The 12,327-nt window shown below is 72.7% G+C and carries 11 protein-coding genes and 1 pseudogene; 5 read left to right on the top strand and 7 right to left on the bottom strand.

Annotated elements, in window-relative coordinates; genetic code table 11:
• Positions 1-102: 102 nt before the first annotated feature.
• Together ACFV9H_RS39955 and ACFV9H_RS39950 are read right to left on the bottom strand one after the other, a co-directional pair.
• Positions 103-1,488 (bottom strand): NAD(P)/FAD-dependent oxidoreductase, encoded by a 1,386-nt coding sequence (locus ACFV9H_RS39955; RefSeq protein ID WP_385408654.1) that lies wholly within the window; start codon positions 1,486-1,488, stop codon positions 103-105.
• A 94-nt stretch (positions 1,489-1,582) separates the two neighbouring features.
• Entirely contained in the window at positions 1,583-2,566 is a 984-nt protein-coding gene (locus ACFV9H_RS39950) for an NAD(P)/FAD-dependent oxidoreductase (RefSeq protein ID WP_385408652.1), read from the bottom strand.
• Between the two features lie 66 nt (positions 2,567-2,632).
• Between ACFV9H_RS39950 and ACFV9H_RS39945 the strand changes: the two genes are divergently transcribed.
• Positions 2,633-3,265 carry a helix-turn-helix domain-containing protein gene (locus ACFV9H_RS39945; RefSeq protein WP_385408650.1) on the top strand — a complete coding sequence of 211 codons (633 nt, stop codon included), beginning with the start codon at positions 2,633-2,635 and terminating at the stop codon, positions 3,263-3,265.
• Positions 3,262-3,813: an NUDIX hydrolase gene (locus ACFV9H_RS39940; protein ID WP_385408648.1), complete on the top strand. Its 552-nt coding sequence runs from the start codon at positions 3,262-3,264 to the stop codon at positions 3,811-3,813. Before ACFV9H_RS39945 ends, ACFV9H_RS39940 begins: the two co-directional genes overlap by 4 nt.
• Before the next feature lie 33 nt (positions 3,814-3,846).
• Here the strand turns inward: ACFV9H_RS39940 and ACFV9H_RS39935 are convergent, their stop codons facing one another.
• The 3 genes from ACFV9H_RS39935 to ACFV9H_RS39925 form a co-directional block, all read right to left on the bottom strand.
• Positions 3,847-5,829 (bottom strand): MDR family MFS transporter, encoded by a 1,983-nt coding sequence (locus ACFV9H_RS39935; protein ID WP_385408658.1) that lies wholly within the window; start codon positions 5,827-5,829, stop codon positions 3,847-3,849.
• Between the two features lie 150 nt (positions 5,830-5,979).
• Positions 5,980-7,335, bottom strand: coding sequence for a 6-phospho-beta-glucosidase (locus ACFV9H_RS39930; protein ID WP_385408656.1), 1,356 nt, complete (start codon positions 7,333-7,335; stop codon positions 5,980-5,982).
• Positions 7,336-7,553: 218 nt separating this feature from the next.
• Positions 7,554-8,540 carry a helix-turn-helix domain-containing protein gene (locus ACFV9H_RS39925; protein ID WP_385408646.1) on the bottom strand — a complete coding sequence of 329 codons (987 nt, stop codon included), beginning with the start codon at positions 8,538-8,540 and terminating at the stop codon, positions 7,554-7,556.
• A gap of 219 nt (positions 8,541-8,759) precedes the next feature.
• On the opposite strand from ACFV9H_RS39925, the gene ACFV9H_RS39920 reads away from it, so the two are divergent.
• The 3 genes from ACFV9H_RS39920 to ACFV9H_RS39910 all read left to right on the top strand — a co-directional run bounded on the left by ACFV9H_RS39920 (position 8,760) and on the right by ACFV9H_RS39910 (position 11,234).
• Positions 8,760-9,428, top strand: coding sequence for a helix-turn-helix domain-containing protein (locus ACFV9H_RS39920; protein WP_385408644.1), 669 nt, complete (start codon positions 8,760-8,762; stop codon positions 9,426-9,428).
• A gap of 64 nt (positions 9,429-9,492) precedes the next feature.
• A complete protein-coding gene (locus ACFV9H_RS39915) occupies positions 9,493-10,050 on the top strand; it encodes a toxin-antitoxin system, toxin component (protein ID WP_385408642.1) in 558 nt (185 codons plus the stop codon).
• Positions 10,047-11,234, top strand: a complete 1,188-nt coding sequence (locus ACFV9H_RS39910) for an MAB_1171c family putative transporter (RefSeq protein ID WP_385408640.1) — start codon at positions 10,047-10,049, stop codon at positions 11,232-11,234. The genes ACFV9H_RS39915 and ACFV9H_RS39910 overlap by 4 nt, the downstream gene beginning before the upstream one ends.
• Positions 11,235-11,246: 12 nt before the next feature.
• Here the strand turns inward: ACFV9H_RS39910 and ACFV9H_RS39905 are convergent, their stop codons facing one another.
• Positions 11,247-12,023, bottom strand: a complete 777-nt coding sequence (locus tag ACFV9H_RS39905; protein ID WP_385408638.1) for a hypothetical protein — start codon at positions 12,021-12,023, stop codon at positions 11,247-11,249.
• 61 nt (positions 12,024-12,084) lie between these two features.
• A pseudogene (locus ACFV9H_RS39900) lies at positions 12,085-12,327 on the bottom strand (hypothetical protein); the annotation flags it as partial.

Genomic DNA, 12,327 nt, shown 5'->3' with positions numbered 1-12,327 from the left:
CGCAGCCAACTCCTTAGCCAGCACACCCGATCAACGACACAGCCCATCAGCCCGACACTCCACCGACGACCGAACCTGACCAAGCACTACTAGGGTCTGTCGTCAAATGCCCGTCGTCAGCTTTTCCCACTCCCCCCGGTCCGGTCCCGCCGGCCTCGGCGCGTAGTCCGGCCGCGCCTCCAGCCAGCGCGCCACCCGGGCCCGGATCTCCGGGTCGGCGTACGCGCGCTCCGGCGGCTCGGCCAGGTGACGGACCCGTGCCCGCGCCCGCATCACCTCCGGGTCCTCCAGCGCGCAGTCGAACAGCGCCGCCACCTCGCGCGGCGTCCCCGAGCGCACCGCCCGGGTCGCGAACCGCTCCCCGATGGCCGAGTCCGCGACCACCTGGAAGTCGAACCAGGGCTTCAGCGTGCGCACCGCCCAGTCGTGGTACCGGGCGGCGTACCGCTCCGATCCGGGGTCCTGGTGCGCCGTACGGGCCACCCTGCGCGCCGCCCACAGGGCGAGGGAAGTGCCCTGCCCGAGGGTCGGGTTGGTGTGCGTGATCGCGTCCCCGACCGGCACCAGCCCGCTCACCACCGGGCCCCGTTCGTCGGCCTGCGGGCTCCACCGGTTGTCCAGGCTCGCGGTGGCCAGTACGTCCGACAGCGGCTGCGCGCCCAGTGCCAGCCAGGCCTCGCCGGGCGGGAAGGCCCGCGCCGCCCCCTCGAAGATCGCGGGATCGCGCAGCGCCGAGCGCGTGGTGTCGGTGGTGTGCACGAACAGCGTCACGGCGAACACCCGGTTGTCGGCGGGGAAGACCGCGCACCCGGCGAAGGCCCCGCCGGTCACCGCCCAGGGCCGCCGCGGCCCTTCGTCCATGCCCTCGGGCAGCCGGTACCAGCGGCAGAAGTAGGCGAGTCCGGTGCGGTGCCGTTCCACAACGGCCGGCCTGCAGCCCGCCGCCGCCAGCCAGCGCTCGATTCCGCCCCGACGCCCGCCCGCGTCCACCACGAGGTCACCCTCGTGACTCCCCTCACCGGTCGTCACCCCCGTCACCCTGATCCCAGGGGTCGTGGTCAGCCCGGTGACCGGCTCCCCGTACCGCGAGACGACCCCCGGTTCGGCGCGCAGGGCCGTGGCCAGCGCGCTCTCCAGCAGGATGCGCCGGGCCTGGATCATGACGAGGTCCTCGTCACCGGGGCGCGCGGGAGGGCGTGTGTCGAACCAGTCCAGCTCGTGTCGTTCGCGCGCGCCGAGCCGGAGCATCTCCTCGTACACGTCGGGCAGTTCGTCGCGCAGGACGCCGCGCGCGGCGCCGAGCAGTGCGTGCGGCTGGCTCGCCTGCGGTACGGACGGCCGGCGCCAGCCGAAGAAGTCGCGGTCGAGGGCGGTGCCCGGGGCCCGGGTGTCGCGTTCGAACAGTTCGGCGGTGTGCCCGTGCCGTGCCGCGAGCAACGCGGTGGCCAGGCCTCCGATACCTCCGCCGATGACCAGCACATGTGCCATTGCGCCCCCCTGAGCCGCTGGACGGTACGACGATCAGACCGCCCAGAGCCTGCGCGCACGGAACCCGCCCAAAACTCGCACAGTCGTCCGAAGATCAGCTGCCGGCGCGGTACGCCTCCACCGCCCGGCGGGCCTGCTCCTCGATCAGGTCCGTGTTGATGGCGACGGCCGCCTGGACCCCCTGCGCGGCGGCGCCCGCGACCTGCGCCATCGGGGCCGTCACGTTCCCCGCCACCCAGACCCCGGGCAGTGCGGTGGCCCCGGTCGCCGCGTCCGAAGCGACGAAGGTGCCGATCACCCGGCCGTCCCGCTCCAGGCCGGTCGTGGGCAGGCCCAGGCTGGTCAGTACACCGGAGCGGGCGGTGAACCGCGGGGCCACCACCAGCGCCCGGCATTCCGCGACGCCCCCGCCCGCCAGGGTCACCCCGCTCAGCCGGTCGTCCCCGTCGACGGCGAGGCCCGTCACCTCCCCCTCGACCACCGCCACCCCGAGGGCGGCCAGCAACTCGCGGTCCTCGGCGGTGAGCTCCCAGGTGTGCGCCAGCAGGGTGGTCCGCTCGCTCCAGTGCCGCCACAGCTGCGCCTGGTGCACGGAGAGGGGGCCGCCGGCCAGCACCGCGACCGGCGCGTCCCGGACCTCCCAACCGTGGCAGTACGGGCAGTGCAGCACGTCCCGCCCCCAGCGCGCCGCGAGTCCCGGTACCGCGGGCAGCTCGTCCACCAGCCCGGTGGCCACCAGCAGGCGCCGGGCCCGGACCGTCGAGCCGTCCCCGCAGCGCACGAGGAACCCGCCGTCGGGCAGCCGGTCCGCCGCGATGGCCGTGCCCTGCCGGATCCGCACGCCGTAGCCGGTCACCTCCTCCCTGCCCCTGGCCGCCAGCTGGGCCGGGTCGCGACCGTCGTGGCCGAGGTATCCGTGCATGTGCGCGGCGGGGGCGTTGCGCGGGTTGCCCGCGTCGATGACGAGCACCGACCGGCGGGCCCGGACCAGGGTCAGCGCCCCGGCCAGCCCGGCGGCCCCGCCACCCACGACCACCACGTCGAACAAGGTGTCCATCGTTTCCTCTGCGTCGTCCATGCCGGTGAGCGTCCGCCCGGGTATCCACATTTGACAAATGTCCTTGCCGAAGTGGCAAATGGAGCCATGGCCACGGAGGAACGTGACGAGGAGCTCGCGGGCGTGCTGACCGCCGTGGGCCCACGGCTGCGCGCCCTGCGCCGGCAGCGCGGCACCACGCTGGCCGAGCTCAGCGAGACCACCGGGATCTCCCTCTCCACCCTCTCCCGGCTGGAGTCGGGGCAACGTCGGCCGACTCTGGAGCTGCTGCTTCCGCTCGCGCGGGCGCACCGGGTGGCGCTGGACGAGCTGGTCGGCGCCCCGGAGACCGGGGATCCCCGCATCCGGCCGCGCCCCTTCGTCCGGCACGGCAGGACGTACGTGCCGCTGACGCGGGATTTCGGCGGGTTGCGCGCCTACAAGACGGTCCTGCCGCCCGCCGAGGACCTGCCGCCCGGGCACGCGCACGAGCTGAAGGTCCACGAGGGCTACGAGTGGCTGTACGTGCTGTCCGGGAAGGTGCGGCTGCTGCTCGGCGAGCACGACCTGATCCTCGGCCCGGGAGAGGCCGCCGAGTTCGACACGCACACTCCGCACGCCATCCTGAACGCCGGGCCGCGCCCCGCCGAGTTCCTGAACCTCTTCGGCCCGCAGGGCGAGCGGATCCACGTCCGGGCCCGACCCACCACGCCCACCACGTCACCGGAAGGACGCCGATGAAGAACGCCGACAACGCCGGCAGCACCGACAGCACCGACAGCACCCACGCCGGCGACTCCACCACCGCCAAGGAGCGCCCCGAGCGGGCCGTGCCCCAGCCCAACGCGGTCGTCGGCGTCGGGCTCGTCGTCGTGGCAGCGGACGGCCGGGTGCTGCTCGGCCAGGCGCACGACGGCCGCTGGGAGCTGCCCGGCGGCAAGGTCGACCCCGGGGAGGGCTTCGAGCAGGCGGCCGCCCGGGAGTTGGCCGAGGAAACGGATCTGCGGGCGGCCCCCGAGGCGATCCGCGTGCTCGCCGTCCAGATCGACGCGAAGGCCGGTCTGACCCGGCTGACGGCGGCCGCCGTCACCACCACGGCGCAGGGCGTCCCCGCCGTCACCGAGCCGCACAAGATCGCCCGGTGGGAGTGGTTCGCCCCGGAGGCGATCCCCGCCGCGCTCTACGCCCCGTCGGCGGCCGTGCTGCGCGCCTGGCGCCCGGACCTCGCGGCGCTGCCGCACGTCCCCTCGTACGACTATCCGACCGCCCCTGTGGACGAAGCCCGCTGAAGCCACCACGGCCGAGGCACCGCCCCGCAGCCGCTACCCGCGCACCCTCACCCTCGGCGCGAAGTGCCCCTCGCTCAGGTCCTCCGCCAGCAGCCGCTTCGCGATCGCGTCCGCCGCCACCCGCAGTTCGGCACTTCGCGGCCTCCCCCGGTCCTGCTCCAGCCGGTCCCCCAGCCAGTCCGCCCACGCGGCCGAGATGACGCCTGCCTCCCGTCGCCCCGCCGGGGTGTGCGAGAAGAAGCCGTTCTGCCGGGTCAGGTAGCCCTCGTCCACCATCCGTTCGAAGACCGGCAGCAGCACCTCCGGCGGCAGGGAGCGTCGCCCTGCGATCAGGCCGAGGCTGGCGTAGCCGACCGTCCGGGTCATCAGGTCCACCTGCATCACCGCCCAAGCGCCCGCCATGTCCAGCCGCGTGGCGGAGGCGTCGACGATCGCCCGTGCCTGCTCCGGCCCCATGTTCCGCACGAGCTTGCCGACCGCAAGCTCCAGCAGCTTGGCGGAGTCGCCCGAGGTCGTGGCCGGCGAGGCGAAGCCGTCGCCCATGTCCGTGGAGCCGGCCCGGGCGCTGTCGCGCAGCCGCACCTGTTTCAGGAGGAGCGCGACCACGAAGCCGACCACCGCCACCGGCACGGTCCACAGGAACACCGTCTGCAGCGCGTCCGCGTACGCGGCGATCACCGGAGCCGCCGCCTCCGGGTCGAGCCCCTTCACGCCCTGCGGGCTCTGTGCCGCCGCCCCGAGCTGCGTCGGATCGGCCCCGGTGGCCCGGGCGGCCTCGGCGACCGCCGATTTCAGCTCGGGAGCGAGGGTGTTGGCGTAGATCGTCCCGAAGACGGCGGTCCCGAAGGAGCTGCCGAGCGTACGGAAGAAGGTGACTCCGGAGGTCGCCGTGCCGAGGTCGGCGTAGTCCACGGTGTTCTGCACGGCGATGGTCAGCACCTGCATGCAGAGGCCGATGCCGGTGCCCAGCACGAACATGTACAGCGATTCCAGCCAGGCACTGGTCCCCGGCCCCATCAAGGACAGCAGGAACAGCCCGGCGCCCATCACCGCGCAGCCCACGATGGGGAAGATCCGGTAGCGGCCCGTCTTGCTGGTGACGTTGCCGCTGAAGACGGAGGCGATCAGCAGGCCGATCACCATCGGCAGGGTGCGCACCCCCGAGACGGTGGCCGAATCCCCGTCCACGTACTGCAGGTAGGTCGGCAGGAAGGTCATCGCGCCGAGCATCGCGAAACCGACGACGAAGCTCAGGACCGAGCAGACCGTGAAGACCGGGTTGCGGAACAACCGCATCGGCAGCATCGGTTCGGCGGCGCGGGTCTCCGCGACGCAGAAGAGCGCCAAGGCCAGCGCGCCGCCCGCGAACAGGGTGATGATCACGCCCGAGTTCCACGCGTACTCGTTGCCGCCCCAGCTCGTGGCGAGGATCAGGGCGCTCGACCCCACCGCGACCAGGGCGATGCCCAGGTAGTCGATGACGGGCCGGCCGGCGGCCCGCACCGAGGGGATCGTGCGCGCGGCCGCGATCACCACCAGGACGGCGATGGGGACGTTGACGTAGAAGCACCAGCGCCAGGTGAGGTTGTCGGTGAACAGTCCGCCCAGGAGCGGTCCGATGACGGTCGAGACCCCGAAGACGGCGCCGATCGCGCCCTGGTACTTGCCCCGTTCGCGCAGCGGCACCACGTCGGCGATCAGTGCCATGGCGGTGACCATCAGGCCGCCGGCTCCGATGCCCTGCACGCCCCGCCACAGGATGAGGAGGGTCATGTTGCCCGCGAGGCCGCACAGGAAGGAGCCGGTGATGAAGATGATCGCCGAAGTCTGGAAGATCAGTTTCCGGCCGAACATGTCGCCGAACTTGCCGACCAGCACGGTCGCCACGGTTTCGGCCAGCAGGTACGAGGTGACGACCCACGACATGTGGTCCCCGCCGCCCAGATCCGCCACGATCGTGGGCAGAGCCGTGCCCACGATCGTCTGGTCGAGTGCGGCCAGCAGCACCCCCAGCATGATCGTGCCGAAGATGACGTTGCGCCGCCGCCGGTCGAGCACGGGTGGCGCGGCGGCTGGGGCGGGGGCAGTGGTCACATCTCGCACTCTCACAGCGGCCCTGCCGCCCCGCACCCGGCACGAGGCCGAACGGGTGGTGCCCGACCGGAATCAGCGCAGGTAGGCGAGGCCGGGATGGGCCGCCGCGTACCCGTCCAACAGCCGCCGGGCCACCCCCACCGAGTCCACCAGCGGATGCAGCGCGAAGGCCTTCACCGCGGCCGCCCGGGAACCGCTCGTCGCGGCCGCCAGGACCTCCCGCTCCACCGCCTTGACCGCCGTCACCAGCCCCACCGCGTGCAGCGGCAGCTGCTCGACGCCCATCGGGTGGGCTCCGTTGGCGTCGACCAGGCAGGGAACCTCGATGACGGCCTCGGCGTCGAGGACGGACAGCGTCGAGCGGTTGGGGACGTTCAGGATCAGCGTGGCCCGCTCGTCGCGCGCGATGGCCCGCATCAGCGCGAGCGCGACCTTCTCGTAGCCGCCGGACTCCAGATCGCTCTCGTCGCGCTCGCCCACGCCGGCCGCCTCGCGGTTCTCGGCCATGTACGTGGCCTCGCGCTCGGCCCTGGTCCGGTCCCACGCCGCCAGCGCCGCCCCGGCCGGTTGCCCGGCCCGGCCCGCCTCGGCGTAGAAGCCGCGCTGCTGGTCGCGCAGGAAGGCCCCGCGGGTCTGCTTGGCCTCCTGGTAGGTCCGTACGGTGTCACGGTTGAAGTAGTAGTAGTGCAAGTACTCGTTCGGGATCGCGCCGAGCGAGCGCAGCCACTCGGCCCCGAAGAGCCGGCCCTCCTCGAAGGACTCCAGGGCGGCGGTGTCGGCCAGCAGCCGGGGCAGTTCGTCGCGGCCGCCGACGCGCAGCCCGCGCACCCACCCCAGGTGGTTGAGGCCGACGTAGTCGATCCAGGCCTCCTCCGGCCGGGCGCCGAGCAGCCGGGCGACGCGCCGCCCGAGGCCCACGGGGGAATCGCAGATGCCGATCACCCTCGCGCCGAGCTCCTCGGCCATCGCCTCGGTGACCAGCCCCGCCGGGTTGGTGAAGTTGATGACCCACGCGTCGGGGGCGGCGCGGGCGATCCTGCGGGCGATCTCCCGGGCCACCGGCACGGTCCGCAGGCCGTACGCGATCCCGCCGGCACCCACGGTCTCCTGGCCCAGCACTCCCTCGGCCAAGGCGATCCGCTCGTCGGCGGCGCGACCCTCCAGGCCGCCGACACGGATGGCGGAGAAGACGAAGTCGGCCCCGCGCAGGGCCTCGTCGAGGTCGCCGGTGGCCGTGACGGCGGGGGCGTCGGGCACCCCGGCGGCCGCGGCCTGGTCCGCGAGCACCCGGGCCATGGCGGCGAGCCGCGCCGGATCCTCGTCGTAGAGCGTCACGTGGGACACCCGGCCCTCGGCATGGTCGCCGAGCAGGGCTCCGTAGACGAGCGGCACCCGGAAGCCGCCCCCTCCGAGGATCGTCAGCCGCACGCCCTTACCGCCCTTCGCCGTCACCGCGGCCCGTGTCGTGTGGCGTGCCGCCGCGCTCGTCCGTGGCACGTCCGGGACCGCGTCCCGGCGCACGCCCGCCCTGGATGCCACGATCCGTGACATCTATTCCGGCACGCCTCCGGTCAGCCGACGGAGTACCGGACCGCGGAGACCAGTGTCCCCCGTCCGGCCGCTCCCGGCCGGTCATCCGCGCCCGGTCACTCCCCCAGCGGCGGCACGGCACGCAGCCGGGCGCCCTGCTGGTGCGCGATCCCGCCGCCCCGGACCGGGCCCAGCGGTGCGCCCTGCGGCGCCGAGAGGATCAGGGTGATCCGCGTCAGCCCCATCTCGTCCAGCATCCGGCTGGTTTCGGCCACCATCCGACAGCGCACGACGCCCCACTGCGGGTCGGGATGACGCACGGTGCGCACCGCCCCGTCCTGCTCGGCCGCTTCGGCCCCGCGCTTGCTCAGCCAGTGCGGCACGCCGTACCGGTAGGCCGCCTCCATGAACGGGTCACGGGCCACCTCCTGACGGATGCTGCGCAGCCCCTCGTCCTCCGGCGCCTCGGCCAGCGCGGTCGCGAACTGCGCCAGCAGCGGTACGCACCAGGCCGGCTCGTGGTCCTCCAGCACGCCCGCCGCGTCCGGGTGGAACAGCACGAAGCGCAGGAAGTTGTCGTCCGGCAGGGCCGTCGGATGCGGCCGTACGGACTGGAAGAGCCGGTCGAAGGCCGAATTGGTGAGCGCGACGTCCCAGCGGTGGTCCACCAGGAAGGTCGGATAGGGCACGGACTCCATGAGGGCCGCGTAGTCGCACAGGTAGTCGCGCTGCGCGGGGTCCTCGGGCAGCCGGTTCTCCTCGGCGGCCCGCCACGTGGGCGGCGGGTCGCGGTCGACCATGACGCGGAACAGCCAGAAGCACTGACGCTCGCTCATCTCCAGGGCCTCGGCCAGGGCGAGCAGTTTGCGGTCCGTCCACTCCTTGACCAGGCCGCGCTCCCAGTTCCCGTACGCACGCACACTGATGCGCAGCCGGGCGGCGAGGTCCTCCTGGCTCAGGCCCAGTTCCTCACGGCGCCGGCGCAAAATCTCCTTGCGTCGCTCCGCCCGTACGGCGCCGCGTGCGGACTCATCGGCCGCCAGGCGCTCTTCACCGGCTCGGGCGAGGCCATCGGACGGGCCCACCGCTGCGAGATGTGGCACCGAGAGCTCCCCCTCCCTCACGGTATGGATCTTCATTTCCGTGTGGCGATCCTGCTACCGACTTCATTCGAGTGTCAACTATTGTGGCAATTCCAGCCTCTTGACAGCTCATTCCCGCCACAGCTGTGGCACGTTCTAGCCCTTCCGGGCCGGAACGGCTAGATTCCAGAAGCCGGCCACGTGCCCGTACCGACTTCGCGCGATCTAGGAGAACCACTGGTGACAGACGGCTTCCCGGCTCCCGTCGCGGCGGCCCACGCACCCCTGGCAGCCACCGTGGCGCGCGTCGCCGAACTCGCGGCCAAGATGGGCCGTGACCGGAACCAGGTCTTCGACCTCCGGCGCCTCTCCGAGGCCTCCGGCGTACCCACGGACGTGGTCAGGACCCTGCTCGACGGCAGGCAGGCCGGCGAACCCGACCTGCAGGCCCGGTTCCTCCAACGTCTCGACCTGCTGCGGCGCACCCGGGTCAAGCCCAACGGCCGCCGCTACACCCAGCAGGAGATCGCCGATGGCGCCGGGATGTCCCGGCAGCAGGCCGGCGCGCTGATCAACGGCGACCGTCGCCCCACGATGGAGCACTGTGACGCGATCCAGCGCTTCTTCGGGGTGCACGCGGGCTTCCTCACCGCCCACGACGCCGACGCCCTCACCGACGCCCTCCAGCGGACCGAGCAGCAGCTGCTCCAGGACTTCGCGGGCCGCGCGCGGGAAACCGTACCGGCCGCGGCCGCATCGACGGGCGATCCACTGGCAAGACTCCTCCAGAACCACGGCGTACGGGGCATCGCCTGGCGCGCCGCCCAACTGCCCAGCGACAAGCACCGGGACAAGGTCACCGAATGGCTGGACATGCTCCTTGAGAGCGTCAAACCGAATGAATCCTGACCCAGTCGAAAGTCTGGGTCTGATCCTTGAATCCTGATCCGGATCCACGCCGACGGGGAGAACGGTGAGCATAGGCAGAGAGCAGCGGCGGTTGTGCGGGGAGCTGGTGGCCGGCATCCGGCTGACCGCACCCGTGGAACCCGTGGACCTCTACGCCGCCCTCTGCGAGGGCATGAGCAGACACCGCGGCCGACCGGTGGAGTTCCGGATGGCCTCGTTCCCGCCGGGGACGGCCAGCGGACTGTGGCTCGACATGGCGGACCGCGACCTGGTGGTCGTCGAGGAACGCACCGCGCCCGACCACCAGTTGGTGATCCTGGGGCACGAGCTGTGGCACATGAAGGCCGGTCACTGCAGCCACCACGTCGACGGCGCCGCCGTCGCCGCCCGGCTGCTGTCCGACGAGGCCGACATCGGCGAGACGGTCCGCCGGGTCGCCGCGCGCACGCGCGCCGACGTGCGGGAGGAAACCGAAGCCGAAACCTTCGGCCTGCTGCTGGGCAGCCGCTGCCGGACCTGGCTGGCCGGTTCGGCGAGCCACCGCGCTCCGGCGCAACGCGACCACCTGGCGGGCCGGATCGAGGCCTCGCTCGGCTACCGGGGGCACAGGAACGACCGTTGAACGGCGAGGACTACTACATACCGGCGATCGCGATGGCGATCGCGCTCGCCGTCAAGCTGCCGGCCCTGCGCCACAACTGGCGTGATCCGCTGCTGCGTTCGGTAGTGGCCCTGCTGACCCTGGCGGCAGCGGTGTTCGCCTTCGCCGCCCCGCCCACCATCGCCGCGGTCAACCGCTGGACCGGGGTTCCCAACATCTCGGCACCGCTGGTGTATTGCCTGATCACCGCGTTCAGCGCCTCGTGCCTGGTGCTGGTCGTCAACTGGCGGGGCGGCCCGCCCGAGCAGACCCGCCGGGTCTCGCAGCGCTGGATCCTCGGTTACAGCCTGGTGATCGTGGCCCTGATCGTGCTCTTCGCCCTGGGCGACGCCCCCGTGGAGCGGCTGCGGGATCTGGACACGCACTACGCGAACACGCCGTTCATCCGCGAGATGATCGCCCTCTACCTGGTGGCGCACAACGTGGCCGCGCTGGTCATGGTGGCCATGTGCTGGCGCTGGTCGCTCCAGGTGCGCGGCTGGCTGCGGGCCGGCCTGATGATCATCGTCGCGGGTTACATGTTCAACCTCAGCTACGACGCCACCAAGATGACCGCCGTCGTCGCCCGCTGGACCGGCCACGACCTCGACTACCTCAGCACGTTCGTCGCCCCGCCGCTGGCCTCGCTGGGGGCACTGGTCAGCGCGATCGGCTTCGTGCTCCCCCTGGTCTGCCAGCGTTTGTCGGACAACTGGGAGATCTGGACGAGGTACCGCGGGCTCGGCTGGCTCTGGCAGGAGGTGCAGATCTCCGCGCCCAGCGGCACCCCCACCGTACACATGGCCTGGTGGTCCGCCGCCGAACTGCGCGTGATCCAGCGCGAATCGGACATCCACGACGGGTTCCTGCACCTCGGCCCGTACTTCGACCGGCAGCTGCGCGACGACACCTACGAGCGCGCCCTCGCGGAGGGGGCCTGCGAGGAGACCGCCCGCGCGGTGGCCGACGCCGCCATGGTCGCGGCCGCCGTGCAGGCCCGTACCGCGGACCCCGAGGGCCGCGTCATCGACGCCGGCGAGGAGAACCCGGCCGACGCGGTCGAAGGGCCGCGCGATCTGCTGCGGATCTCGCACGCCCTGCGGCATTCGCCGGTGGTGCAGGCGGTCCGGCAGCGCGCGGCCCTCTCCGGGAGCGGGCTCTCCTGAGGCCCGGGCCGGTCAGCTGCCGGCAGCCACCACCGACGCCGGGAACAGGTCCTGGAACGGCGCGGCCGAGTCGATCCCGTCCCGCCCGAACGGCGCGTCGAAGCTCCACACCATGAACAGCAGGAACACGATCAGCGCGCTGAACAGCCCGGCCAGCAGCAGCTCCCGCCCCGAGCGCCTGATCTGCAGGGTGAAGATCAGCCCGACGGTGACCACCCCGCCCACCAGCAGCCCGAACCACACCACGCCCGGCAGCGTGGACTCGGAGCTCTGGGTCCGCGAGTGCCGGGCGTCGTCGGCCGCCGCGATGTGGTCCAGCAGCGGCTGGTAGGCCTGCGCCTGGAGCTCGGTGGCCGGGCTCTGGTGGGTGACGTCACTGCGCAGCTTGCCCAGCAGCCGGCCACCCTCCGCCGAGGCGGCCTCGCCGGAGGTCAGCCGCGGCCAGTCCACGGAGACCGTGTGGGAGACGTACGCGTCCACCTCGCCGCGGATCCGGTCGCGCACGGGGGTCGGGTAGACGTCCGCGCGCTGGGTGACCTCGTACAGGGCCTGCGCCTCGCGGCGGACGCTGTCCTCGGCGGCACCTCGCGCCTCCCAGACGCCCGCGATGGCCAGGCCCAGCACGATCGCGTAGACCACGCCCACCATCATCGTCATGTACTCGATGACGTCGGGGGTTTCGCTGGTGTCCTCGTCGGCTGCGGCCCGGCGGTGCCGGATCAAGGTGATGGCGAGGACGAGGGCGCAGACGAGCGCCATGGCGACGGCCAGGACCAGCCATTCGGACACGAGGGGTCTCCCGGTGTGGGTGGGGTGGGGTGGATGGTGGTGTGCGCGGCTGCGGCGGTGGTCAGCCGCGGCCCTTGGAACGCGGACGCAGGGCGGCCGCGGCGAGTACCGCCGGGGTGGTGACGACGACCATGAGCATCACGGTGGACAGTCCGCCCGGGCCGCGCCGCTCCAGGGCCGCAGATCTGTACGGACGCACGTGGAACGCGCTCGCCGGCGCGGCGGCGGCCCTGGGCGGGGGCGGGGCGGTGGCGTCCGCCGGGGCGGCGTCGGCCGCCGGGGCGGCGGGCTCCGGTGCGGGTGG

Origin of the sequence: Streptomyces sp. NPDC059874 (assembly GCF_042731135.1) — a bacterium.
Classification (GTDB): domain Bacteria; phylum Actinomycetota; class Actinomycetes; order Streptomycetales; family Streptomycetaceae; genus Streptomyces.
Note: the sequence above shows the minus strand (reverse complement) of the source record. Positions and strands in the feature narration are given on the sequence as shown.

What these genes read in the sequence shown, in the direction of transcription:
- ACFV9H_RS39955 (WP_385408654.1), bottom strand. Translation starts at nt 1,488, where the DNA reads ATGGCACATGTGCTGGTCATCGGCGGAGGTATCGGAGGCCTGGCCACC.
- ACFV9H_RS39950 (WP_385408652.1), bottom strand. Translation starts at nt 2,566, where the DNA reads ATGGACGACGCAGAGGAAACGATGGACACCTTGTTCGACGTGGTGGTC.
- ACFV9H_RS39945 (WP_385408650.1), top strand. Translation starts at nt 2,633, where the DNA reads ATGGCCACGGAGGAACGTGACGAGGAGCTCGCGGGCGTGCTGACCGCC.
- ACFV9H_RS39940 (WP_385408648.1), top strand. Translation starts at nt 3,262, where the DNA reads ATGAAGAACGCCGACAACGCCGGCAGCACCGACAGCACCGACAGCACC.
- ACFV9H_RS39935 (WP_385408658.1), bottom strand. Translation starts at nt 5,829, where the DNA reads ATGCTGGGGGTGCTGCTGGCCGCACTCGACCAGACGATCGTGGGCACG.